The sequence below is a fragment of the Zemynaea arenosa genome, assembly GCF_004614185.1.
Classification (GTDB): domain Bacteria; phylum Pseudomonadota; class Gammaproteobacteria; order Burkholderiales; family Burkholderiaceae_D; genus Telluria; species Telluria arenosa.
The window spans coordinates 1-24,412 of record NZ_SPVF01000197.1 but is presented as its reverse complement, the minus strand read 5'-3'; the positions used below and the strand labels follow the sequence as shown (position 1 = coordinate 24,412).

Sequence of the window (24,412 nt, the reverse complement as noted above, 5' to 3'; positions counted from 1 at the left end):
GTGCCGAGCACACTGGCCGGGGCCACGTCGCGGCGGACTGCGGCGACGCCGGAGCGGTCGTTGCCGGCGCTGCGGCGGCGGATGGTTTCCAGCACGTCGAGCCCCGGACCCTCGTACGGGACGGGCCTCTGGGCCGGGGCGAAAGGCGCTCCGCCCTGGTCGAACAGGTCGTTGATCGGTGCGAGCCGCGGGAACAGTTCCGCCAGCCCCGGATTGGGCTCGAAGGAGGACAGGCGTGCCTCTGCGGACGCCAGCTCCGCTTCCAGCTCCCATGGGCCGAGCGCCAGGCAGGCGGCATACAGCGGCAGCTCGAAGGCGTTGCGGCACAGCGGCCGGCCGAATTCGCGCGCGATCGGCGCGCCGCAGTTCAGTCCCAGCATGCGGCCGAGGTGGCCGAACTGTGAGAAGGCGTGCCCCGCTTCGAGAACGCAGGGGAAGTTGGCGAATTCACCGTACTTCTCGGCGATGCGCCAGGCGCGGGCCACGCACACCAGCGCAGCATCGGCCTGTGGCGGCAAGTCGGCGCCCTCGAACGGAACGGGACGCAACGCGTGATGTTCGGGCACGTACTCGTAGGCGCGCAGCACACCGCCGGTTCTGCGGACGATGTAGAACGCCAGCGGATACAGGCAGCGCGCGGAGGGCACGCCCTTGTGGACCGCGCTCTCGGCATACGGCTCGTAGCGCAGCGGCGAGGCGAGGTAGCGCATCAGCAGCGACAGCGCGCGGCCGGGCCCCAGCGCGGGCTGCACCGGCGCGGCACGCTGGGCGAGCCAGTCGCCGAGCGGGAACAGCGCAGTGGGCAGATCGGTCGGCAGCTGGTACAGCGTGGCCGGGCCGACGCGGCGCGCCAGCTTGCGCGCCGTGGCCGAACGCGCGGCATCGAAGACCGGCACGTCCAGCCGCTCCAGGCGCTGGTAGGTGGACAGCACCCACGCCTGCAGCTGGTCCAACGGGAGATTGGTGCGCGCGTTCATGGGAAGTTGTGCGGGTCGGGGTTGATCGTGGCCGCGTCGAATGCGGGTCCGGTATGGCCCCACAGCGTCGCGAGGCGGTTGAGGCGCTCGTAGCCGATGCGGCGGTACTGGTGGCCGAAGGTCACCGGCAGCAGGCCAGGTGCCAACACCTTGACGCAGGTGAGGCCCAGCTTTTCCAGGTTGGCGAAGGTCTGGTCCACGACCAGGATGTCCTTAGCGGCACCGAGCACCCTGGCGCTCTGGATGCGCAGTTCTTCGGTCAGGTCCAGCGTGGCCAGCGACGGCAGGTCCGCTTCCAGCGCCTGCAATGTGGTATTGCCGCCCTGGTGCAGGAACTCCAGGCGCTCATACGCTTCCGGGAGGCTGTAGAGCAGCACGTGGTCGGGCATCTGCGTGACCTTGCTACCGTCATGCAGCAGTTCGAGGGCGCGTTCGCGGGTGCCCTGCATCGAGCGGCGGTACACGCCGATCGAGGTGGTCACTTCCACCAGGGCCGCGAACACGGCCTCGCCCCAGCGTGCGTGGCAGGCGGACGCGCAGTAGGACTTGACCACTGCGTCCCGCGCCGGGTCCACGATCATGCCCCACACGGTCGGGATGCGGATGTCGCTCGTGATGTTGAAGAGGTGAACTTCGAAGCCATCCGCTTGGGCGCGCGCGATCAGGGCGCGGGCGCGCGGGTCGTCGATGCTGTCCGTGGCGATGCGCTGCGGCGGGATGCGGGTGTACCAGCGGGCGAAGTAGGCGTCGCGCTCCACCACTTCATACAGGCCGCCGAGGATGGCTTCTTCGATGCAGCCTCCGAGCGAGCAGCCGTTCGAAGAATCGAAGGCGAAGCGGTTACTCGGCGCGGTGGCGCGTTCGGTCAGGTGGTAGTACGCGAACTGCTCCGGCACCAGGACGCTGGCATCGCGGCGGAGCGAGTGCGCGCGGGACCAGTTGAACGGCAGGTCGGGCGTGTAGGGCTGCAGCTTGAAGGCCGGGTGCTGCAGCTGGTCTTCCGTGTGCAGGATGAAATCGTGCGGGTCGACGACGGTGTCGCCGTGGGAGGCGCGCAGCTCGGCGAAGCTGCCGCGCAGGGATTCCTGGCCGCCCTTCGGCTCATGGCCGGCGTAGCGCTCGACGGCTTCCAGGATCGCCACCAGCTCGGACTTCTGCGCGCTTTCGGCGCGGCCGTAGCCGGATTCCACGGTGTCGATGCCGAGCAGCTGCATTTCGGCGGAGAACAGGGGCATCAGGTTCGAGGTCTGGTCCTGGAACACGTGCTTGACCAGGCCACTGTAGCGGTCCACGAAGGTGTCGCGGGCGGCGGCCAGCGTCAGCTTCGGGTTCGGGACGCGCTTGTCGGTGGCGTGCTCCTTGAGACGTGGACGGAACTGCAGGCGGCCGCCGTGGCGCGGGCCGGTGTGGTGCTTGCTGCACTGGTGGCAGTGGGTCACCGGTTGGAAGCGGTGGTGTGTGATGGTCAGGTCGTCTGTGCGCAGGCGGGCATAGGTGCTGTTAAAGAGCGTGTCATCGCTGCCGGTGCGCGCCTGCGCGATGTAATGGGCGAGCAGTTCGCGCGCGGCTTGCGCGGCGGCAGCGGTCAGCGGTTTTTGCGGGGCCGGGATACGGGCGCCTTCGTGCGGCGGCTGGTGCTGCGGGGTGCGCAGGTTGTTCTGGGTGCGCAGCTTCCAGCAGTGCAGGCAACCGGTGGACTCCGACCGGGCGATGGGACCGAACTGGATGATGCCTGGGGCGAAGCCGATGAAGAAGACGGCGGCGCCGGCGGCGAAGGCGCGGATTTGCTCGGCGAGAGCAAGCTGCCAGTCCGAACGCAGATCGAACACCACGGTCCGCAGCTCGCCCGGCACCGGTGCGGCCGGCGCGTCGAGCGTCGCGGCTGCGGCGCCCGGCGCCCCGGCGTAGGCGCCAAGCGGCGCGGCGGTGAGGCCCAGCTGCGCGGCGATGGTATCCGGGTCGGCCAGCAGGTGAAGGCAGGCCGGGTTATGGGCCAGGGTCTTCGTCAGCTCGGGCGCGAGGTTCGGTGATGCGAGGTGCATTGTGAGGCTCCGCGTTTCGGTTCGGTCGAACTTCGGTTCAGTCGTTCAAGGTGGCGTAACCGCAGTGCACATTGGGCGGCAGGCCAAGGACCTCTATCCGGTGCCACGTGGCCGCCGCACTGGGCGCGACACCCTCCAGTGCCAGAGCGGCGCGCCAGTGGTCATCCGGTTCGCCCTGCGCCGTGGCTGCAGGCAGCGGGTCGAGGCGACGGGTCCAGTAGCCGTCACCGAATGCGGCGCTTAGCTGGAAATTGCTGCAGGCGCGCCCCAGGGCCTCGGTCACCACGCCGGCGACCGTGTCGCCGACCGCCGTGCTGACCAGCTGCCCGCCCAGCCACGCCTCGGCCCCGAACACCGCACCCACGTCCGACCAGTGCAAGCGCACTTTCGCCTGTTCGCGGCTGTGGTAGCGCAGCAGCCGGCGCAGCACGCCCGCGGAAGGCTCGGTCAGCGCATCCAGCTCCACCCAACCGCTGGCATGCGACGCCAGGAATGCAGCGCTGCGTACCACCGCATCGGCCAACGCGCGCCGCCGCCAGGTGTCTTCATCGGCTGCCACCACGGCCCGCGCCCCTACGGGCGTGTGCGCTGCGGCCAGCAGCGCCACGGCGTCGCACAGCCCACGAATCCCGGCCTGGCCTAGATCCAGGCCCCAGCCAACGACCGTCTCCAGCTCCTGCCCGGGGCGGCGCACCTGCACCGGGTACTGCAGCAACGGCATCTGCTGGATGCCATCGTCGGCGCCCACCAGCAAGGCCCCCAGCAAACCGTCGAACCAGGGCGCCAGCGCCAGCTTCAGTAGCTCGAAGGTCTCCAGCGAACGCGCCTCCGGCATCTGATATTGCGGCGCATGCTCGAACGGCAGCAGCGGCCGCGCACCCGTCGGCACCAGCGCATGCGGCACCACGTGCAGCTCCGGCGTCACCACCGGCACCACGCCGCGCCGCTTGTCCGCATCGAAGCCAAAGAACTGGAACAGCGCGGTCTGGGCCGCCACACAGCCCAGGATCGCCAGCGATGCCGGCGAATGGCTGGCCGCAGCTGGATCGGACGAAGGCAGCCACTCCAGCAGCTCGTCCAGCCCCACACGCCCGGCTTCTACCGGCGGAAGCACGCACGCATGCCCGCGGAAGCCGCCCGCGATGGCGCCCGGCCTGCCGTTCTGGCGCAGCACGTCGTCACAGGCCCGCGCCAGCGACACGTCCGCCACGTCGCTGGCGTAGACGATCAGGTCCGCATCGCCGAGCAGGCTCGCATCCGGCACGCCCACCTGGAAGCACAGCACCGCACCCGGCGCCGCAGCGGCCTGCACGGCCGCTTCCACTTCCGCAAATGTCGCGCGCCCTGCTCCGCCCTGCCATTGCACGCGCAAGGCCTGGCAGCCTGCCGCCGCCAAGGCGGTAGCCGCGGCCTTCAGCGCATAGCCACTGCCAACGGCCACCACGTGCGCGTCCTGCCAGCGCCGGACCGCGGCGCTGAGGGCCGTGCCATGCAGGCGGTCCTCCAGCACCTTGAACAGCTCCGCCGTCCCGGTGTGCTCCGTCAGCGCGGCCGGATGCGGGTATTCGTCATCGACGGCCAGCACCATGTCGTGCCGCAGCAGCGACTCGAACAGCTTGGGGAAGAAACCCTGCAGCTTGGCCGGCGCCCTCGCCGCGATCTCCTCGACCGGCGTGCCGCTGTCGATCAGGTCCACGAAGCGCTCCACCAGCGGGTACAGCTTGCGGTCCTTGAGCACGAAGGACTTGTCCCCCGCCTCGAACCACACGCCGTCCTCGGTCTCGCCGAAGTAGACGTAGCTCTTGAGCTTATAGCGGCCGGTGGCCCCGGCCTGCAGGGCCAGGTCAGTCATGGCTGGTCTCCACCTCGACCGCGGTCCCGGTGGCGGCCACGCGGGTGCGCCAGTCTTCGCCGAACACGCGCTCGACGGAGTTGGAGACCAGGTGGCACAGCAGGAACTTCTGCACCGGCGTCACCTGGAGGATCGGCAGGATGGCGTAGAAGAAGTTGACCGTGGTGCGGTACGCCAGGAAGTTCGGGTTGCGCTGCGCCGCCTTGCCCTTCTCGCTGTTGAGGAAGGCCTCGCCGATCTTGGAGATGCTGCGCGAGGTGAAGCGCTCGCGGAATTCGGCCGGTGCGTCCGGCGCGATCTTCTGCGCCAGTTCCATGTGCCGGTTCTGCGCCACCAGCTCCGCATAGTGCTCGGCCACGATGTTCCGGTTGCGCTCCGCGGTCCGCTCGGCGACCTCCTTCCAGCGTGCCACCAGTCCGGCCAGCGGCAGCGTGGCGGTATCTCCGGCATGCACGGCGCGCGTGACGGCATCCAGTTCCTCGCGGCGCTTGGCGTCGATGGCGTCAAAGCGCTCGCGCAGGGCCGCGTTGCCGTGCGCCGCGAAGAAGTAGTCGGCGTGGGAGCGCAGCGACATGTACCCTTCCCGCATCCCGTCCGGATAGGTCTGGGCCACGATGCACAGCATCGCGTGCAGGGCCGGGAAGAAGCCAGGATCGGCCTTCAGTGCGTTCAGTTCCAGCAGCAGGTCCAGGCTGTCGCTGAGCATCTGCTCCTTGGACTCGGCGAAGGCATCCAGCACGAGGCTGGGCGGCCGCTCGTAGGGCACCAGGGTGATCGAGTTATTGCGCAGCAGCGGCAGGTAGGGCCCTGCATCCAGCTCGAACATGCCGACCTTGCGCGAGGTGTCCAGGTACTGTTCCTTGTCCAGCACCACAGTGCTCGGGTGGCCTGAGAGCCAGTCCGCGATCACCTGGCGCACCGCCGGGAACACCTCCAGGTGGAAGCGCTCCGCGTCGGCGTGGAACACGATGTCCACGTGCGGGCCGAACTTCCAGTGCGGCGCCACGAAGATCCGCTCGATGCCGAACTTGTCGCGCGCCAGCTTGACCGCGGTGCGCACTGGCCCGTCCAGCAGCGCGGTGCGGTCGTCGTCGAAGTAGGCCACGCGGACCGCGAACCAGTCCGTGATGTGGCGCGGTTCCTGGGCGAAGCGGGTCAGCTCGAAGTGCAGCTCGGAGACGTGCACGTCGCCCTCCACCTGGGACGGGTGGCTGTCGAAGCCCGGCAGCAGCTCGCTGATGCAGAGGGTGAGCGAATTCCGCTTCATCATGTTCTGCATGAGCCGCACAAAGCGCGGGCTGCGCAGGTCCACGTAAAAGGGCTTCATGTCCTTGAAGTTCACGTCCTTCCACGAGATGGCACCGGGAGCGCCGTCGTCGCCCGCATCGGCCAGGGGCACGGCGCGGATGAAGAACTGCTCCGGCAGGCCAAGGCGCTGCTGCCACTCGCGCACGGCGACGTAGAAGTCGCGCGCCGTGCCTTCGGCGCTGGGGGCAGCCGCATGGGCCACCAGCCAGGTGCGCCGGAACAGCACCACTTTGCCGAGCGAGATGCGCGGCACCCGCGTCACCTGCTGCCCACGCACCTTGGCCAGCTTGACCAGGGATTTGACGATGGCGAAGCTCGGCCCCTCGGTGAAGCCCAGCGCCAGCACGCGCTGGAGCTGCGGCAGCAGGGACGGAATCAACAGGCCGTGGTACCAGACGTCCACCACCTTGCCGTCCTTGTCGCGGAACTTGAGCTTGTGGTCGCGCTCCGAGTACTCCAGCCGAAGGTCGTTCAGCGCCACCTTGTCCAGCGTGTCGAAGGCTGCGGGGAATGGCGCGATATCGAGCTCGCCGCCGGACATGGCCGGGTGGCGGTTGGCGTTGAAGCCAAATACTCCGCCCATCTCCACGCTGCGGCCCTCGGCGGTGCCGGCCTTGACGTAGTCGCGGATGCCATTCAGCGCCTGCTCATCCAGTGTCTCGAAGAAGCGCGAGAGGATGGAGCTGCGGCCGCCGAAGACCTGGTTCAGCACCAGGCGCTCGTCTTCGCCCTGCCCCGCCGTCTGCACCACGTAGCTGTAGGAGGAGCCGCGCGCCCGCATGCTGGGCGGGACCAGGCCGAGGATGCGGCGCATGGCGGCGGGCTGCAGCTCGATATCCTTGTCCTGGTGCAGCCACGGGTCGAGGTGGGCATCGAAAGCCCGCACGGCGCGCAGCCAGGCATCAGTGCGCGGCGAATTCGGTGCCGCGTGCTCGTAGTCGACCGAGGACTCCAGCACGCCGGGCGCGTAGATGGTGTCAAAGGCTTCCAGGAAGGCCGAGATGTCGTCCGACTCGCCGCCGGCGCCGTGGCGGGCGACGAAGAAGTCGCACATGCGGGCGTGCAGCTGCTGGTTCGGGTCGAGCAGGAAGGACAGCTCCTGCAGCAGTTCCAGCTCTTCGCCGTAGCGCTGCAGGTGGGCACCGTGGAACTCGCCGTCGCACTGGGCCAGGTAGCAGTTCTCGTAAAACGGGGTCTTGAAGAGCGCATTGCCCTGGTCCGCGCCGGTGATGGTCGCCAGATCCTTCACCAGCTGGCGCACGGCGATAACGGCGGCGGCGCGGGCGTCGTGGTCCTCGCCGCGCATGGTGTCCAGGTGGGCTTCAGCGGCATCCAGCAGCGCCAGCAGCTCGGAGCCCTGGGCGATGGCCGGATTGGCGGCGATGGCGCGCGCCCAGCCGAGGATGTCGCGCTGCTCCACCAGGCCGGTGTCGGCATGCAGATAGCCCAGCGTGTACAGCTTGCGCACGAAGCCATGCACGGCCTCCGGCGCGAGCTTGGGTGCCAGCGTGCACACGGCATCGACCAGCGCCTCCAGTTTGATGGCCTTGTCGCCGCGCTGGGCGTAGACGTGGGCCACCAGCTGCAGGACTGGATTGGCGTCCAGCTGGGCGACCGTCAGGCCGGTGCCCCAGGTGCGGCCCGAGACTTCCTGCCCCGGCGCCACGGTGTGGAAGCGCACCCGGAGGCCGTCGCTGCGGATCGAGCGGTTCAGCGCCAGCGGGAAGGCGGCGGCAGCCACGTCGAAGTCCGCGAACAGCGGCGACATGATATGGCGGATCAACCCTGCCTTGAATTCGACGCGGCGCTCCAGCGTGCGGCCATACTGGCTGGACCAGGCGCGCGGCAGGCCGTCGTGCTTCCACTGGCCCACATGGATCACGGTGAACGAGGACAGGGGGCTGGTCTTGGTCGAGGAGCGCGCGTAGTACTGCAGCAGCGAGTCCTCGATGTTACGGGTGGACTTGGCGTCCGCGCTGGCGGCGCCGCCTTCATGGAAATGTCGGGTCAGTTTGCGGTACAGCTCAGGATTCGTGTAGCTGATCGCGGAGAGCATGTTGCGGCCTTCCAGCAGGCCACCAATGGCAGCACTGCCGTGGGCCAGCTCGCGGTCGTGGGCCAGCAGGATCTCCGCTTCCACCTTGGCCAGTTCGGCGATGCGCTCGTCCAGGAGGCGCAGCTGGTCGCGCTGTTCCGCCGGCAGCGAGCCATCGAGCGCATCGAGCAGCGCGGTGTCGAAGGTCTTGGCCTTGAAGATGGCGCGCTTGATGGTCAGGGCGGCGCGGCTGGCGGCCTTGTCGTCGAGGCCGGGGATGATGCTCTCCAGCTCAGCGCAGCGGGCGATAGCCTCGGTGCCGATTTCCTGGCGCAGGGCGATGGCGCGCTTCCACAGGGCGTCGGTTTCGCCGGTGTCCAGCAGGGCCAGGGCGGAGACGGGTTCTCCGGCGACACGGACGACGTAGCGCGGGTGGATGGCGCAGCCGGCGAATTGGTGCAGGTTCTGGGTCATGATCATCAGTCCTTAGTTCAGGTCCTGGCGGAAGATGCGGGTGGCGAGCAGCGCGCAGGCGGCGCCGGTGGCCAGCAAAATCAGGGTCGGGGTCACGGCGGCGGCGCTGAAGTAGTGGTCCTCCCAGCCGAGGCGCATGATGCGCACCACGTGGGTGAAGGGCAGTGCTTCGGACAGCGCGACCGCCCAGCGCGGGAAGGTGTCGGCCGGCAGGCCGGCGCCGGACAGCAAGAGCATCGGCTGGATCAGCACCATGCCGGCGTTGAAGGCCGCCATCGGCTTGCGGAAAATGGCGCCGAGCAGGAAGCCGAGCGACAGCATGGTGAAGGCCGAGACCAGGGCGGGCACCAGCAGCTGCGGCACGGAGGCCTGCGGGAGGTGTCCGAGCAGCAGCCAGCCGGAAAACAGCAGGCTCGCATAGCCGAGCGCGAAGATCGCCAGGGTGCGCAGCACGGTGGACAGCCACATCTCGACAAGGGTCAGCGGCGTGACGAACAGGCGCCGCAGAAAGCCCATGTCCTTGGCCAGCACGATGGTCGGGCCGACGTTGAGGAAGGCGATGTTCAGCAGGATCGCCGAGGCGAAGTTGATGGTGTACTGCGAGTAGTAGCGGTTCGCGCTTTCGGCAGTGGCGTTGGCGCCGAAGAAGGTGCCGAAGAAGCAGTACAGGCCCACGGGGAACACCAGCAGGAAGCCGACCGCCATCTTGTCGCGGAAGGTGTTCTTCAGGTCCAGCACCAGCAGGGCGCGCAGGGATTGGGCTCTCATTTCGGCGCTCCTTTGCGCTGGGCCAGCAGGATGTTGTAGGCGTCGTCCAGGTTGCGGGCCTCGGGGCCGGCGGCGGCGATCACGTCGTCCACGGTGCCGGAGGCGATCACGCGGCCCTTGGCCATCATGACCACGCGGTCGGCCAGGGCCTGGACTTCTTCCATGTAGTGGGTGGAGAACAGCAGGGTGCGCGTGCCGCCGTGCAGCTGGCGCAGGATGTCCCAGAACTCGCGGCGGGCGATCGGGTCCAGCCCGACGGTCGGCTCGTCCAGGATGATGAAATCGGGGTCGTTCACGATGGCGAGGGCCAGCGCGATGCGCTGCCGCTGCCCGCCGGACATGCCGCGCATGGTCTTGTCGACGAAGGCGGAGAGATCCAGCAGCTCGATCACGCGGTCGAGCGGGAGGGTGTGCGGATACACGCCCTGGAAGAACTTGAGATAGTCGCGGCCCGACAGGCTGGGGAAGAAGCCGGTGGTCTGCAGCTGCACGCCGATGCGGGACAGGTAGCCGCGCTGGCCGCCGCGTACGTCGTCGCCGAAAATGTTCACGCTGCCGCTGTCGGCCTGGCGCAGGCCCATGATGATCTCGACCAGCGTGGACTTGCCGGCGCCGTTGGGGCCGAGCAGCGCGACCACCTGGCCCTGGCCGATGTCCAGGCTCACGTTGTCGAGCGCCTGCACCGACTCGTACCGCTTGCTCACGCCGGACAGGTGCACGACCGGCCCCGTGTCCACGCGGGTGGCGCGCCGGGCGGCGGCTTCCTGCAGGGCGGGCAATGCTGCGTCGAAGGGATTCATACTGACCTCGGATATCAACTGCTTGTGTTGGGGATGAGAGGGACCAGGCAATACACCGCCGGTGGCCTTCCGGCGATGTATCGCTTGGCCGACCCTGGATTACTCGGCGACTTGGGCGCTGTCCATGGCCACGCACGAGCTGGAGCCGCAGCTCGAGCACGAGTTACAGGACGAGATGCCGCTCGAAGCGCCGGTCTCCGGCAGGGCCATGGCGTCTTTCAGGGTCACGACTTCGAGGCCTTCGATGTCCAGGGATGCGACGTCGATGTTGTCGAAATCAACGGCTTTGGTTTTGTCGGTCATGGTTGTCTCACTCTTTTGAAAAGCCACCCAGGGATGAAGTATTAGGCGGGGTGGTTGCACCTAATTCGAGGTTCGGTCGCGATCCGGTCGCGTTGCTAGTTGAAGTACTTGAGCGTCAGGCGCACGGTGGTCTTGCCGCTGACGGCGAAGGCCGAGGGCTCGAACTGCGGCGCGGAGAACGCGAGGTTGGCGTTGTTGGAGAAGCCGATACCCTCCTTCAGGAAGGTCAGCTTGCCGTCGCCATCGGCGTCGTGAAAGACGGCTGCGGCATACTTGCCGGGGGCGAGATCGTCGAAGGTCACGCGCACAGTGCCCTGCTCCGCCTTGGCTTTCAATTTTTTGGTGCAGCGGCCGGGGAAAGACTCGCCTTCGTGGCACAGGCTCACCACCACCTGGCCATCGGCGCTGCGCACGCCGTTCACTTCCACGACCAGCGGCGCGCCGGCGCTAGCCAGCAGCGGCTGGGCGAATACGGCCAGCAATGCGGCGCGTGCAAACAGGGACTTGATCATTTCGGCTCTCCATCCAAAAGTGGTTTCGCGATGGAGTCAGTGTGCCGATTCGGCTTCTAGCACATAACTAGCAGCCCTAGGGGTTGACACGGCCTGCAGGAATGTGCTTGGACTTGTACAATCGATCGGATGGATATTCTTGAATTGAAGTGCTTCGGCCTCGGGCCGGGCCAGGGGAACAGTGCGCTGGTGGTGACGGGCGATTCGTCGTCAGTGGACGAGCGGTTGCGCTTCGCGCGCGAGCAAGCCAAGCCAGCATGCGTGTTCATCGACCGTGGCGATGATGGGGTGCCGGTGCTGGACTTCTACTATCCGCACAAGCGGAGTCCCTTGTGCGGGCACGCGACGCTGGCGGCGGCGTATCACTTGGTGGCCGCGGGTGCGGGCCCGGTGGAGGTGCGGACGGCGATGCAGGGGCAACGCATTTGTCTCGTGCGCGAGGGCGATATCGTTTATCTCGAACTGCACAGGCAGGAGGCACCTGCGGCGGACATCGGCACCGATGCGCTGCGTGCGCTGCTGCGGGCACCGGAGCTGGTGCCCGTGACGGCGCCGGTGGTGGCATCGGTCGGCAGCCCGAAGCTGCTGGTGCAGGTGCACGATGTGGCGGAGCTGCGCGCGCTGGCGCCGGACCTCGCGGCCATCGATGCGTGGTCGCGGGCGCTCGGCGTGAACGGCATCTACGCGTGGTGCCTGCGGGGCGAGGCACAGGATGCGGGCGGCGGCACGGACCCGCATGCGACCGAAGCGCAGCACGCGGGCGTGGACGATCCACAGCACACGGGCGTCGGAGATCTGCAGCGGGCGCACACCGGCGAGGCACGCCCTGCTGGCGGCATGCCTCTCACCGTCGAAGGCCGCAACTTCAATCACCTCGATGCGGCGCTGGAGGACAGCGCCACCGGCGTGGGCGCAGGTGCGCTCACGGTGCTGCTGGGCCGCGCGCTGCGTCTGCACCAGGGCGCGGTGGTGGGCAATCCCTGCCTGGTCCACACGCAGATCGACGGCCCCACCATCCGGGTGGGCGGCCTCGTGACAACGTTGTCATAACGCCACGCGACCTATAAGCAAAGCGGCAACATGTGTATACAATGATTTTTTTCATTGATGGAGCTGCCGCGTGACGAAACTGACCCCCGCTACCACCGCCGTCCTGCTTGCGCTGTACGGTGCCGCCGCCCTGCCCGCCGTGGCGCAAACGACCACCGCGCCTGCCGCGCAAACGGATAACCAGATCCAGTCGGTCAACGTGGTCGGCTCGCGCCGTGTGGGCACCGTCTCCTCCGCCACCGAAACCCCGGTCCCGGTCGACGTCATCCCGATGACCCGCGTCGCCGAGCAAGGCGGCCAGTTCGACCTGGCCCAGTCGCTCACCTACATCTCCCCGTCCTTCAACTCGACCCGCCAGACCGGCGCGGACGGCGCGGACCTGATCGACTCCGCCGCCCTGCGCGGCCTCGGCTCCGACCAGACCCTGGTCCTCGTCAACGGCAAGCGCCGCCACACCACCGCGCTGGTGAACCTGTTCGGCGCGCGCAACCGCGGCAACACCGGCACCGACATGAACGCGATTCCGCTCATGGCGATCAAGAACGTGCAGGTTCTGCGCGACGGCGCCGCCGCCCAATACGGCTCGGACGCGATTGCGGGCGTGATCAACATCGAGATGAAACGCAGCCTCGGTTGCGAGGGCGTGCTGGGCGCGGGCGAATACTCCAAGCGCGATGGCAAGAACTACCTGGCTTCGGCCTACTGCGGCGTGGCCCTCGGCGGCGGCGTGCTGGGGATCACCGGCGAATGGCTGGACCGCGGCCGCTCGAATCGCGCCGAAGAAGGCAATCCGCGCATCATCGGCGACACCCAGGTCAAGAACAAGACCCTGTACGCGAACGGAGACTTCCCGGTCAGCGGCGAAACCCGCGTGTACCTGACCGCAGGTGCACAAAAACGCGACGCCTCCTCGGCCGCCTGGGCGCGCGGCGGCGTGGGCTCGGACGATATCCCGTCCCGAAACTCGGCGGCGATGTACCCGGACGGCTTCGTCCCCTTCATCAACGGCGACATCGACGACCAGTACGGCACTATCGGTGTGCGCACCAAGTTCGATGAATGGAATGCGGACTTCTCGCAGACCTACGGCTACAACAAGATGAAGTACGACATCAGCCACACGCTGAATGCGTCCATCGCCAACAAGGACCTGCTGGCCGGCGGCAAAGGCATCAGCGCGGACAACTTCGACGCGGGCGGCTTCTCGTTCCAGCAGTTGACCACCAACGCCGACTTCTCGCGCTTCTACCCGGGCATCGCCCAGGGCATGAACGTGGCCTTCGGTGCCGAGTACCGCAAGGAGACCTACAAGATTTTCGCGGGCGAACCGGGTTCCTACATCGACGCGGACGGCGTGGGCAATGGCGGCAACGCGGGCTCGCAGGGCTTCCCAGGCTTCCAGCCGGGCGACGCGACCGACAAGGACCGCCACTCCACCGCGGCCTACATCGACCTGGAGACCGACCTCACCGACCGCTTCAAGCTGCAAAGCGCGGTGCGCCATGAGCGCTACAGCGACTTCGGCTCGACCACCAACTGGAAGCTGGCCGGCGCCTTCAAGGTGAACAACGACGTGCTGCTGCGCGGTTCGGCCAGCACCGGCTTCCGCGCGCCGTCGCTGCAGCAGGTGTACTTCTCGTCGACCTTCACCGACTTCGTGTCCGGCGTGCCGCTGGACGTGGTGCTGGCGCCAAACGGCGGCAAGGTCGCCAACGCGGCCGGCATCCCCAAGCTGCATGAAGAGAAGTCGAAGAGCGGCACCCTGGGCCTGACCTGGTCCCCGACCTCCAACATGTCGGTGACGGCGGACCTGTACCGCATCAAGATCGACGACCGCATCGTGCTGTCGGGCCGCTTCGACGCGGACAACTACCCGGCGCTGGGAGCGACCCTGCAGGCGCTGGGCGTGGGCCAGGCGCAGTTCTTCGTGAACTCGGTGAACACCAAGACCTCTGGCCTGGACCTGACCGTGTCGAACAAGTGGACCGTGGGCGGCAACAAGCTGAATACCTACCTGGCCTACAACTACAGCAAGACCGAAGTGACCGACGTGCACGCGCCGTCTTCGCTGAATGGCTTCGAGGACGTGCTGCTGTCCGAGCGCGAGCGCCTGTTCATCGAGCAGGGCGGCCCGCGCTCCAAGGCGACGCTGGACTTCGACTACACGGTGGGTCAGCTGAACACGGACTTCCGCGTGGTGTACTTTGGCCCGCAGACGCTGGGGACCTTCTCGGGCACCGCGGCCGGTGTACCGAACCAGCACTACGACGCCAAGACCTCGGCCGACCTGACCTTCTCGTGGGCTTTCAGCGAGAAGACCAAGCTGACCTTCGGCGGCACCAACATCTTCAACGTGCACCCGACCGCGCAGGATCCGAACGAAACCGACAACGGCTTCAAGTACGAATCGGTGCAGTTTGGCCTGAACGGGGCAGCGTACTTCATGCGCCTGTGGCACCGCTTCTGAGCGTCACCGCTCTCCTGGAAACCGCGCTTCGGCGCGGTTTTTTATGTCTGTACGCGTCACAGATTCCGTCTCATTTGAGACACCGCGACACAATCACGTCCCATCCTCGACATTTTCGGCAGATACGCCACAGCGCTGACGAGCAGTGCTCGCGCAGCACGCATATTTCTGTGACCCTTGCTCCGCTTTTATAACGATGTGAAAAACCATAACGGAGACACGGAAAATCATGCAAGCACTCTGCACCCCTCGCACTCGCCGCACGCTCGTCTGCCTCGCCATCCTCACCGCCTTCGCCTCGGCCCCGGCCCGCGCCGCCGAAACCGATCACCGCGAATTCGAAGCCACGCTGCACGCCCCCTACAAAGGCGATGCGAGCCAGCAGGAGGCGCGCACCTTCACCCTGCGCTTCGCCTATCCGCACCTGGCGCAGCCGCAGAGCATCGCATGGACCCTCGAAGTGGTGGCGCCGAATGGCGCGGTGGTCAAGAGCTGGGACGGCAAGCGTCTGCTCTCGGGTAAGGCGGTGGAGGTGAGCGTACGCTGGAACGGCCGCGATGGCGACCGGCCGCTCGACGACGGCATCTACAAGGTGCGCATGAGCGCCACCGCGCACGAACTGGTGCCGATTCGCGCAGGTGGCATCGACGAGGAACCGGTGACCGAGACGCAGGAGTGGGACATCCAGGTCGGCCAGGTCGCAGCGCCGGACATGCCGGCGTTTGCTCCGCTGGCCGTCGCCGGCGAGGCGCTGCCACCTTGGCCGCCGCACGGCACGGCGGGCACGCCGGTCAGCACGGCAGGCGTACAGGCCTCCTCCGCACCGCAAGGGCAAGTGCAGATGAGCGGCGTCGCGCGCTCAGTCGCGGCCACGGCCTCCCTGCCCTACACCGTCTATTACGGCAACCTGCACAGCCAGACCAACCACAGCGACGGCGGCGGCGCCCTGTCCTCCTGTACCGGCGCGCAGAATCCGCAAAGCGCGGCACTGGGCCCGACGGACGCCTTCACTTACGCGCGCGGCAAGGGGCTGGACTTCCTGATGGCGTCCGAGCATAACCACATGTACGACGGTTCGGACAGCACCAACACTTCCGCCAGCCCGGCCACCGCCAAGTCGCTGTACCAGTCCGGCCTCTCGGCTGCCAGCACCTTCAACGCCGGGCACCCGGACTTCCTCGGCATCTACGGCCTCGAATGGGGCGTGATCTCCAATGGCGGCCATATGAACATCTTCAATTCCAGCGAGCTGCTGGGATGGGAGTACAACAGCAGCAACCAGCTGCTGGCCGATACCTTCACCGCCAAAAGCGACTACGCCGCCCTCTACACGCTGATGCGCCAGCGCGGCTGGATCGGCCAGTTCAACCATCCGTCCACCAGCGGCCAGTTCCTGGTCAACGGCGTGCCGCTCGGGTACACCGCGGACGGCGACCAGGCCATGGTGATGTGCGAAGTGCTGAACACCTCCGCCTTCTCGACCAACACCACCGAGACGGAGACGAGCCGCAGCAGCTATGAAGGTGCGTGCAGGAAGGCGCTGGAAGCGGGCTACCACATCGCCTTCTCGACGGACCAGGACAACCACTGCGCCAACTGGGGCGCGTCCTACACCAACCGCACCGCCGTGCTGATTCCGACCGGACAGGCGCTGACCACCGCGAACTTCATGGACGCATTGAAGGCCCGCCGCGTGTTCGCGACCATGGACAAGACCTCGCAGCTGATCTTTACCGCCAACGGTCACGTGATGGGCGAGCGCTTCGCCAACAGCGGCTCACTGAGCCTGGCCGCGAACTTTGCCAGCACCAGCGGCAAGACCGCATCCACGGTGGAGATCTACGAGGGTGTCCCGGGCCGCAACGGCACTGTGACGCTGCTCGCCTCCACCGCCACGGCCACGGTCACTCCGGCCAACGGAGAGCACTTCTACTACGCCAAAATCACCCAGAACGACGGGAACATCCTGTGGTCGGCGCCGGTGTGGGTGAGCCAGGGCGCGGGCAGCGGCGACACGTCCGCGCCCACCGTGTCGGCAAGCGTGAGCGGCACCAGCACCCTCACCTTCGCGGCCAATGCCAGCGACAACGTGGGCGTGACCAAGGTGGAGTTCTATGTGGACGGTGCGCTCAAGGGCACGGACACCTCTGCGCCGTATTCGATGACCCTCGCCTCGACCGCGCTGGCCAACGGCACGCACTCGCTGACCGCCAAGGCCTACGACGCGGCAGGGAACAACGCCACCTCGGCGCCTGCGAGCTTCAGCGTCAATAACACCACTGGCGCGACGCAGCTGATCGTGAATGGCGGGTTCGAGTCGGGCACTTCGTCATGGACAGCCACGTCCGGCGTGATCACGAACGACACCTCGAACGCGCCCCACGGCGGCAGCTACTACGCCTGGCTGGATGGCTACGGCGCGGCGCACACGGATTCGGTCTACCAGCAGATGACCATCCCCTCCACTGCCACCACGGCCACGCTGGGCTTCTGGCTCAAGGTCATCTCGGACGAGACCACGACCACCACGGTCTACGACACACTCAAGGTCCAGGTGCGCAACAGCTCCAACACCGTGCTGGCCACGCTGGCGACCTACTCGAACCTCAACAAGGGCTCGACCTGGGCGCAGAAGACCTTCGACCTGTCGGCCTACAAGGGCCAGACGATCCGCGTATACTTCCTGGGTGTGGAGGGATCGAGCGTGGCAACCTCGTTCCTGCTGGACGACATCAGCGTGACGGCGCAGTAAAGAAGCAGCGAGGGGCGGCGCGCGCCGCCCCAGAAGTCAGCGCGACGGTAGGCGCACCGTGACGCGCAGCCCGCCCAGGCGCTCGGACTGGCCGAGCGTCAGGTCGGCGCGGTGGCGCTGGGCGATCGAGCGGATGATTGCGAGGCCCAGCCCACTGCCGCCCGCCGCGCTGCCGGGCACGCGGTAGAAGCGGTCGAACACCCGCTCGCGTTCTTCCGGCGGGATGCCCGGCCCGCTGTCCTCCACGACCAGCTCCGCACCGTTCTGCAGGGCGCGGACTTCGAGGTCCACGGTGCCGCCGTCCGGCGTGTACTTGATGGCGTTGTCGACCAGGTTGCGAACCAGGATCGTGAGCGCATCCGCATGGCCGGCGACGGTCACGTCGTCCGCCTTCGCGAGACCCAAGTCAATGTGCTTGGCCGCAGCCACTCCGGCGAGATCGCCGATCGTGCGGCGGGCCAGTTCGGCCACGTTCACGGGTGTACTCGCGCTGGCGTCCGCCGACTCCTGCCGCGCCAGCACCAGCAGCTGCTCCACCAGCCGGGTGGCGCGCTCGATACCGGAGGTGAGACGTTCCACTGCCAACTGGCGCGCCTCCGGCGTCTCGGCGCGTTCCAGGCTTTGCGCCTGGAGCTTGAGCGCGGCCAGCGGCGTGCGCAGCTCGTGCGCCGCATCGGCGACGAAGTGCTGCTGCGTGTCGAAGGCCGACTTCACGCGGCCGAACAGCAGATTCAACTCCTGCACCAGCGGCCGCACTTCATCGGGCAGGCCGCCCTCGGATACCGGCGAGAGATCATCCGCCTGGCGCGCCGCGAGCTGCGACTGCACCCGCGACACCGGCTTCAAGGAACCGCTGATCACCCACCACACGGCCAGCATCAGCACCGGCACCAGCGCCAGGATCGGGCCTGCGGTGCGCAGCGCGAGGTTGCCCGCCATGTTGCGCCGGACCGCCAGGTCCTGCGCCACCTGCACCGTCTGGGCGCTGGTCTGCACCGAGAACACGCGGTAGGTGGTGCCGTTGGCCTCCACGTTGGAGAAGCCCAGCACCGCGCGCTGCGGCAGGTGGGCGCGCGAGACGGTGCGGAACACCTGCACCCCGTCCGGCGTCCACACCTGCACCACCAGGTCGTCGTTGCCCGCATCGGGGTCGATGCCGTAGCCCTGCAGGTTGGTCAACGGCGCGCCGGAGCGCAGCGCCATCGCCATCTGCTGCATGTGGTAGTCGAAGATGTCGTTGGCATCGCGCAGCGCGGTGCGGTAGGCGATGGTGGCCTGCGCGATGGCTGCAATGGAAATGGCCGCCAGCAGGAACCACAGCAGGCGGCCACGAAGGGAGTGCGTCATGTTCATGGCGTGAGCATCGATTTCGCCATCATAGCTTGGGCACCATGTACCCCACTCCGCGCACGTTCTGGATCAAGTCACTGCCCAGCTTTTTGCGCAGGCCGTGGATGTAGACCTCGACCGCGTTGCTGGAGACTTCGTCGCGCCAGCTGTACAGCTTTTCCTCCAGCTGCGCGCGCGACAGCACCACGCCGGGGCGCGCGATCAGCGCCTCCAGCACCGCCCACTCGCGCGCCGACAGCGTCACGGGCGTGCCCTCCACCGCGACTTCGCGCGTGGCCGGATTGATGGTGATGTTCTTGTACTCGAACTGCGGCTCGGCGCGGCCCGCGGCGCGGCGCAGCAACGCGCGGATGCGGGCCAGCAGTTCGTCCATCTCGTAAGGCTTGAGCACATAGTCGTCGGCGCCCGCATCGAGGCCGGCGACGCGCTGCTGCACGGCGTCACGCGCCGTCGCGACCAGCACCGGAGTGCGGTCCTTGCGGGCGCGCATGCCGCGCAGGACCTCCAGCCCGTCCTTCTTGGGCAGGCCTAGGTCCAGGATGACCAGGTCGTAGGTCTGGGTCTGCAGGGCCGTTTCGGCCATGGTGCCGTCCTTGACCCAGTCGACCGCGTAGTGCTCGGCCCTCAGCAGGTCGAGCACCACCTCGCCGATCATCGTGTCGTCTTCCACCAGCAGCAGGCGCATGCCTTACCTTTCGTTGTTGGCCGGACCTTAGCCGATCCGCACCGGGATGAAGATTTTGTCATTCCCGCGCTGGATCAGCAAGGCGACCGACTTGCTCGACTTGCCGACGATGTCGCGCACCTGGTCCACGCTGGTGACCGGACGGCCGTTCACGGACAGCAGCACGTCGCCGGGCTGCACGCCCGCGGTGGCGGCGGCACCGCCCGCGTCCTCGATCACCAGTCCGGATCCGATGCCGGACTGGCGCTTTTCGATCGGCTCGAGAGGACGCAGTGCCAAGCCCAGCTTCGCACTGCTGTCCGCCCCAGCCGAATCCTGGTCGTCATCGTTGGCCGCGACCTTGTCGCTGGCGCTGCCGAGTTTCGCGGTCACCTGCATGATCTTGCCGTCGCGCCAGACGTCGAGCACCACCTTGTCGCCCGGCTTGGACACCGCCAGCGCAGCCGGCAGGTCGCCCGAGGCCACGATGGTCTGGCCGTTGATCTTGCGGACCACGTCGCCGGACTTGAGGCCGGCCTTGTCGGCGGGGCCATTGCGCTCCACGCTCGACACCAGCGCGCCTTCCGGGGTCTCCAGCTTGAAGGAGTCGGCAAAGGCCTGGTTCACTTCCTGGATGGTCAGGCCCAGCTTGGCGTGCTGCACCTTGCCGGTGGCGACGATCTGGTCCTTGATGCGGAAGGCGACGTCGATCGGGATGGCGAACGACAGGCCCTGGTAGCCGCCGGTCTGGCTGTAGATCTGCGAGTTGATGCCGACCACTTCGCCGCGGGTGTTGAACAGCGGGCCGCCGGAGTTGCCGGGGTTGACGGCGACGTCGGTCTGGATGAAGGAGCCGTCCGGCAGCGAGCGCCCTTTGGCGCTGACCACGCCGGCGGTCACCGAGCTTTCCAGGCCGAAGGGCGAGCCGATCGCCAGCACCCATTCGCCGACCTTGAGGTCCGACGAGCGGCCGATCGGCACGACCGGCAGGTTTTTCGCCTCGATCTTCAGCACCGCGACGTCGGTCTTGGGATCGGAGCCGAGCACCTTGGCGCGGTATTCGCGGCGGTCCTGCAGCTTGACGGTCACTTCGGACGCGTCGCGCACCACGTGGGCGTTGGTCAGGATCAGGCCATTGGCATCGATGATGAAGCCGGAGCCCAGGCCGTGCATCGGCACCTCGCGCTGGCGGCGCATGCCTTGCTGGCCCTGGAAGCGGCGGAAGAATTCAAAGAACGGGTCGTCCGCGTCGAATCCGTCCATCTGCTGGCCGCGCGTCTTGACCGTGCCGGTGACGCTGATGTTCACCACAGCCGGGCCCATGCGGGCGGCGATGCTGGTGAAGTCCGGCAGCGCGACGCCGGCCGGGGTCGGGGCCAGCTGGCCGGACACGGTGGGAGCGGCAGCGGCGGCCGCGGTGGCCGGCGCCGGGGTGGCGACTGCATTTTCGTGATTGACTGCGATCGCACCAACCGCTCCGCCGATCACACCTGCCGCAGCAAGTGCGAGCGTGAGACGTTTGGCAGTGATGGCCATGTATACACCTTGGGGTTGCATACGTTCTCCATTGATTGGTGGGTGGGGATTTGGTCGTACTGGATACTGCTTTTCCATGCCTCGTATGGTGGGGCAAAAACCTTAGAGGTCTCTTAACCGCAGGGCTTGCCGCAACACCCGCAGGCCGCGGCGCGGACGGACAGAAGCAAAAAAGGCCGATGCTTGCGCACCGGCCCCTCATCATTTCATTACAGCTGCCGAGCGCTTTCGTAGCCCGTTCAGGCGGCTTCGCGGTTCTGCTCGATCACATGCACGTTGCTGCCGTCGATGGCGATCTTGCGCGGCTTGAGTGCCTCGGGCACTTCGCGCACCAGCTCGATGGTCAGCATGCCGTTGTCGAACGACGCGGTGGTCACCTTGACGTGATTGGCGAGCTGGAAGCGCTGCTCGAAGTCGCGCGCCGCGATGCCGCGGTGCAGATAGGTCTTCTGCGCGTCTTCCTTCTGCTTGCGGCCGGTCACGACCAGGCTGTCGCGCTCGGTGGTGATGTCCAGCTCGGAACGGTCGAAACCGGCCAGGGCCATCACGATGCGGTACTGGTCTTCCGAGACCAGTTCGATGTTGTACGGGGGGTAGCTCGGGGCCGATTCGGCGCGCGACTCCAGCAGGCTGGCGAGGCGGTCAAAGCCGATGGCGGAGCGGTACAGGGGGGTCAGGTCAAAAGTACGCATGATGGATATCCTTTCAAAGTTAAGCGATATGTTTCCAGGGTTCGGACCTCAGGCTGCAAGCATCCGATGTACCCGATTTATGGATGGGTGCGAACCTTTTCAAGACCCGTCAAGACAGATTTTTTTTGCATGCGTGCTACACTCGCCGCGCCGTCTTTTTCCCTCTGTGAAAACATACATATGACCGTCACCCGCAAGCTCACCGCCCTCGCCGCCGGCCTGACCCTGGCCTATGCCGCGCACGCCTTCGCCGCCGATATCCCGGCGCCGGCCAACAAGCCCTACCCCGGCACCATCGTCCTGAACGTGGACGCGACCGACGTCGGCCAGGCGATCTTCCGCGTCCGCTCCACGATTCCGGCCAAGCCGGGCGCGATGACCTTGCTGTACCCGCAGTGGGTGCCGGGCCAGCACGGCCCGACGGGGCCGCTGCTGCAGCTGGCGGGCTTGCGCATCACCGCCAATGGCCAGCCGGTCGAGTGGACCCGCGATCCGGTGAACGTGTACGCTTTCCACATCACGGTGCCGAAGGGCGCGGCGCAGATCGAAGCACAGTACGAATACCTGTCGCCGGTGACGGGCGCACAGGGCCGCATCACGATGACGCCGGACATCCTGGGCGTGCAGTGGCTGGCGATGTCGCTGTACCCGGCCGGCTACTACACCCGCCAGATCCCGGTGCAGGCCAACCTGACCCTGCCGCAGGGCTGGCAGTACGGTACCGCGCTGGAGACCGCCAGCCGCGAGGGCGACGTGGTGCACTTCAAGCCGACAGACCTGGAAACCCTGGTCGATTCGCCGCTGTTCGCGGGACGTTACTTCAAGCAGTACGACCTGGACCCGGGCGGCAAGGTGCCGGTGCGCCTGAACGTGGTGGGCGACACCGCGGAAGCCATCGAAGCCAAGCCGGAACAGCTCAAGCTGCACCAGGCGCTGGTGACGCAGGCGTACAAGCTGTTCGACTCCTACCACTACAAGCACTACGACTTCCTGTTCGCGCTGTCGGAGGACTTCGGCGGCATCGGGCGCGAGCACCACCAGTCGAGCGAGAACGGCGTCATGCCGGGCTATTTCACGGAATGGGCGAAAGGCGAATCCGGCCGCGACCTGCTGCCGCACGAATACACGCACTCGTGGAACGGCAAGTTCCGCCGCCCGGCGGGCCAGAACGTGCCGACCTTCAACCAGCCGCTGCAGAACGAGCTGCTGTGGGTGTATGAGGGCCAGACCCAGTACTGGGGCGAGGTGCTGTCGGCCCGCTCGGGCCTGATCTCCGCCGCCGCCTCGCGCGACGCACTGGCCGCGGCTGCCGCCCGCTACGACAACCTGCCGGGCCGCCGCTGGCGCGCCATGCAGGACACGGTCAACGACCCGATCATCGTGCAGCGCCGCGCGATCGGCTGGGGCGACTGGCAGCGCAGCGAAGACTATTACGTCGAAGGCCAGCTGATCTGGCTGGACGTGGACACCAAGATCCGCGAACTGTCCGGCGGCAAGCGCTCGCTGGACGATTTCGCCAAGGCCTTCTACTCGGTCGAGAACGGCCAGATCGGCCCGGCCTACTACACCTTTGACGACGTGGTGAAGTACCTGCGCCAGGTGCAGGAGTTCGACTGGGCCAGCTTCCTGCGCACCCGCGTGACCGGCCACGGCCCGGGCGCGCCGCTGGACGGCCTGGCGCGCGCCGGCTACAAGCTGGTCTACACCGAAACGCCGACCGACTACCTGAAGGGCGCGGAGGAGCGCAACAAGTACGCGGACTTCACGTACTCGCTGGGCTTCTCGGTGCGCGCGGACGGCACCATCGGCGGCATCGCCTGGGACGGGTTGGGCTTCAAGGCCGGGCTGGCGGCCACCTCCACGCTGGTGGCGGTCAATAACAAGGCCTACAAGCCGGACGTGCTGAAGAGCGCGATCAAGGCGGCCAAGACCGGCAAGGATCCGATCGAGCTGCTGGTCAAGACCGGCTCGACCTACCGCACCATCAAGCTCGACTACCATGACGGCCTGCGCTATCCGCGCCTGGAGCGCATCGCCGACAAGCCGGACCTGCTCGAGAAGATCTTCGCGCCGAAGTAAGCCGGACAGGCACTGTCGCTGCGGGCGTTGCCCCCGCGGCGGCGCCACTCCCGCGCCCTGGCCACTCGGCCGGGGTGCATCTTCGCCCGTTGGCGGCCCCGCGGCGCGCTTAGGGTGTCCCCTCAGGCGAACAGGCCCTGCACGTACCAGCGCGGCTCGGCGTCCTCGTCGCCGCCGACGATGCGCTCGCGGTATACCCAGTAGTGCGCATGGTCTTCCCCTTCCGCGATGAAGTAGTCGCGCGTCTGCGGCTGGCTCCACCAGCCCGCCTCGATCCGCTCCGGGGCCGACACCATCTTCAACGGCGAGCCGTAGAACGGCCGGTGGTTGCGCATGATGAGCGCGATCGGCTTGGCCAGCAGCCACCCGGGCCGCGGCAGGCTGCCCACGTCCGGCGGCAACTGGGCCTGCACCGCAGCCGGGCGCACCCTGGCCTGCACCGGCACCCACGTGTTGGCCAGCTCCGGCCGGTAGTCCGCCTGCGGCAGCGGCTGCAGGACGTTGTCCGCGCCCAGGCGCGCGGCCAGCAGCTCGAACAGGCGCTGCTGGTCTTCCTCGCTGCCGCCCGGCTCGGGGAACAGCGACTCGCTGGGCGGCTCCATCGGCTTGACCTGCAAGGCCTCCAGCTCCAGCCCGATCACCGGGGCCTCCAGCACCTGCCGCCCCAGCTTTTCCTTCAGCAGCCGCACCAGGTGTTCGTCGCGCCAGGTGGGCTCGGCCAGCACGATCTCGAGCGGCGTGGGCGGGCGCG

Annotated in this window: 16 protein-coding genes and 1 pseudogene; 4 read left to right on the top strand and 13 right to left on the bottom strand. The window is 67.4% G+C overall.

Annotated features, from left to right (window positions below; translation table 11 throughout):
* From E4L96_RS15430 to E4L96_RS15395, 8 genes are all read right to left on the bottom strand, one after another.
* Positions 1-977, bottom strand: a 977-nt coding sequence (locus E4L96_RS15430) for a nitroreductase family protein (RefSeq protein WP_220433441.1), incomplete at its 3' end; no start/stop codon positions are given.
* Positions 974-3,019: a TOMM precursor leader peptide-binding protein gene (locus E4L96_RS15425; RefSeq protein WP_135208112.1), complete on the bottom strand. Its 2,046-nt coding sequence runs from the start codon at positions 3,017-3,019 to the stop codon at positions 974-976. The genes E4L96_RS15425 and E4L96_RS15430, both read right to left, overlap by 4 nt.
* A gap of 37 nt (positions 3,020-3,056) precedes the next feature.
* A complete protein-coding gene (locus E4L96_RS15420; protein ID WP_135208111.1) occupies positions 3,057-4,871 on the bottom strand; it encodes a hypothetical protein in 1,815 nt (604 codons plus the stop codon).
* Complete coding sequence (locus E4L96_RS15415) at positions 4,864-8,688, bottom strand: lantibiotic dehydratase (RefSeq protein ID WP_135208110.1); 3,825 nt, start codon at positions 8,686-8,688, stop codon at positions 4,864-4,866. The genes E4L96_RS15420 and E4L96_RS15415 overlap by 8 nt, the downstream gene beginning before the upstream one ends.
* Before the next feature lie 12 nt (positions 8,689-8,700).
* Positions 8,701-9,456 carry an ABC transporter permease gene (locus E4L96_RS15410; RefSeq protein WP_135208109.1) on the bottom strand — a complete coding sequence of 252 codons (756 nt, stop codon included), beginning with the start codon at positions 9,454-9,456 and terminating at the stop codon, positions 8,701-8,703.
* A complete protein-coding gene (locus E4L96_RS15405; protein WP_135208108.1) occupies positions 9,453-10,256 on the bottom strand; it encodes an ABC transporter ATP-binding protein in 804 nt (267 codons plus the stop codon). Before E4L96_RS15405 ends, E4L96_RS15410 begins: the two co-directional genes overlap by 4 nt.
* A gap of 99 nt (positions 10,257-10,355) precedes the next feature.
* The gene (locus E4L96_RS15400; protein WP_135208107.1) at positions 10,356-10,559 is read right to left on the bottom strand and encodes a thiazolylpeptide-type bacteriocin; all 204 of its coding nucleotides are present in this window, start codon (positions 10,557-10,559) and stop codon (positions 10,356-10,358) included.
* Between the two features lie 95 nt (positions 10,560-10,654).
* Positions 10,655-11,071 (bottom strand): DUF2141 domain-containing protein, encoded by a 417-nt coding sequence (locus E4L96_RS15395; protein WP_135208106.1) that lies wholly within the window; start codon positions 11,069-11,071, stop codon positions 10,655-10,657.
* A 129-nt stretch (positions 11,072-11,200) separates the two neighbouring features.
* Here E4L96_RS15395 and E4L96_RS15390 point away from each other — a divergent pair, with 129 nt between their 5' ends.
* The 3 genes from E4L96_RS15390 to E4L96_RS15380 all read left to right on the top strand — a co-directional run bounded on the left by E4L96_RS15390 (position 11,201) and on the right by E4L96_RS15380 (position 17,340).
* Complete coding sequence (locus E4L96_RS15390) at positions 11,201-12,121, top strand: PhzF family phenazine biosynthesis protein (RefSeq protein WP_135208105.1); 921 nt, start codon at positions 11,201-11,203, stop codon at positions 12,119-12,121.
* Between the two features lie 70 nt (positions 12,122-12,191).
* Entirely contained in the window at positions 12,192-14,588 is a 2,397-nt protein-coding gene (locus E4L96_RS15385) for a TonB-dependent receptor plug domain-containing protein (protein ID WP_135208104.1), read from the top strand.
* Between the two features lie 229 nt (positions 14,589-14,817).
* On the top strand, positions 14,818-17,340 hold the full coding sequence (locus E4L96_RS15380; RefSeq protein ID WP_135208103.1) for a CehA/McbA family metallohydrolase: 2,523 nt from the start codon (positions 14,818-14,820) through the stop codon (positions 17,338-17,340).
* Between the two features lie 36 nt (positions 17,341-17,376).
* Here the strand turns inward: E4L96_RS15380 and E4L96_RS15375 are convergent, their stop codons facing one another.
* From E4L96_RS15375 to E4L96_RS15360, 4 genes are all read right to left on the bottom strand, one after another.
* Positions 17,377-18,693, bottom strand: a complete 1,317-nt coding sequence (locus tag E4L96_RS15375) for an ATP-binding protein (RefSeq protein WP_135208102.1) — start codon at positions 18,691-18,693, stop codon at positions 17,377-17,379.
* Between the two features lie 22 nt (positions 18,694-18,715).
* Positions 18,716-19,375: a response regulator gene (locus E4L96_RS15370; RefSeq protein WP_135208101.1), complete on the bottom strand. Its 660-nt coding sequence runs from the start codon at positions 19,373-19,375 to the stop codon at positions 18,716-18,718.
* Between the two features lie 27 nt (positions 19,376-19,402).
* Positions 19,403-20,911: a DegQ family serine endoprotease gene (locus E4L96_RS15365; RefSeq protein ID WP_135208100.1), complete on the bottom strand. Its 1,509-nt coding sequence runs from the start codon at positions 20,909-20,911 to the stop codon at positions 19,403-19,405.
* 218 nt (positions 20,912-21,129) lie between these two features.
* Positions 21,130-21,582 (bottom strand): Hsp20 family protein, encoded by a 453-nt coding sequence (locus E4L96_RS15360; protein WP_135208099.1) that lies wholly within the window; start codon positions 21,580-21,582, stop codon positions 21,130-21,132.
* A gap of 180 nt (positions 21,583-21,762) precedes the next feature.
* Here E4L96_RS15360 and E4L96_RS15355 point away from each other — a divergent pair, with 180 nt between their 5' ends.
* Entirely contained in the window at positions 21,763-23,661 is a 1,899-nt protein-coding gene (locus E4L96_RS15355; protein WP_135208098.1) for a M61 family metallopeptidase, read from the top strand.
* 122 nt (positions 23,662-23,783) lie between these two features.
* Here E4L96_RS15355 and E4L96_RS15350 read toward each other — a convergent pair.
* Positions 23,784-24,412, bottom strand: a pseudogene (locus tag E4L96_RS15350) (DNA polymerase Y family protein); the annotation flags it as partial.

Bases quoted from the DNA above. Each gene is read 5' to 3' on its own strand.
- E4L96_RS15425 (WP_135208112.1), bottom strand. From the start codon at position 3,019: ATGCACCTCGCATCACCGAACCTCGCGCCCGAGCTGACGAAGACCCTG.
- E4L96_RS15420 (WP_135208111.1), bottom strand. From the start codon at position 4,871: ATGACTGACCTGGCCCTGCAGGCCGGGGCCACCGGCCGCTATAAGCTC.
- E4L96_RS15415 (WP_135208110.1), bottom strand. From the start codon at position 8,688: ATGACCCAGAACCTGCACCAATTCGCCGGCTGCGCCATCCACCCGCGC.
- E4L96_RS15410 (WP_135208109.1), bottom strand. From the start codon at position 9,456: ATGAGAGCCCAATCCCTGCGCGCCCTGCTGGTGCTGGACCTGAAGAAC.
- E4L96_RS15405 (WP_135208108.1), bottom strand. From the start codon at position 10,256: ATGAATCCCTTCGACGCAGCATTGCCCGCCCTGCAGGAAGCCGCCGCC.
- E4L96_RS15400 (WP_135208107.1), bottom strand. From the start codon at position 10,559: ATGACCGACAAAACCAAAGCCGTTGATTTCGACAACATCGACGTCGCA.
- E4L96_RS15395 (WP_135208106.1), bottom strand. From the start codon at position 11,071: ATGATCAAGTCCCTGTTTGCACGCGCCGCATTGCTGGCCGTATTCGCC.
- E4L96_RS15390 (WP_135208105.1), top strand. From the start codon at position 11,201: ATGGATATTCTTGAATTGAAGTGCTTCGGCCTCGGGCCGGGCCAGGGG.
- E4L96_RS15380 (WP_135208103.1), top strand. From the start codon at position 14,818: ATGCAAGCACTCTGCACCCCTCGCACTCGCCGCACGCTCGTCTGCCTC.
- E4L96_RS15375 (WP_135208102.1), bottom strand. From the start codon at position 18,693: ATGAACATGACGCACTCCCTTCGTGGCCGCCTGCTGTGGTTCCTGCTG.
- E4L96_RS15370 (WP_135208101.1), bottom strand. From the start codon at position 19,375: ATGCGCCTGCTGCTGGTGGAAGACGACACGATGATCGGCGAGGTGGTG.
- E4L96_RS15365 (WP_135208100.1), bottom strand. From the start codon at position 20,911: ATGCAACCCCAAGGTGTATACATGGCCATCACTGCCAAACGTCTCACG.
- E4L96_RS15360 (WP_135208099.1), bottom strand. From the start codon at position 21,582: ATGCGTACTTTTGACCTGACCCCCCTGTACCGCTCCGCCATCGGCTTT.
- E4L96_RS15355 (WP_135208098.1), top strand. From the start codon at position 21,763: ATGACCGTCACCCGCAAGCTCACCGCCCTCGCCGCCGGCCTGACCCTG.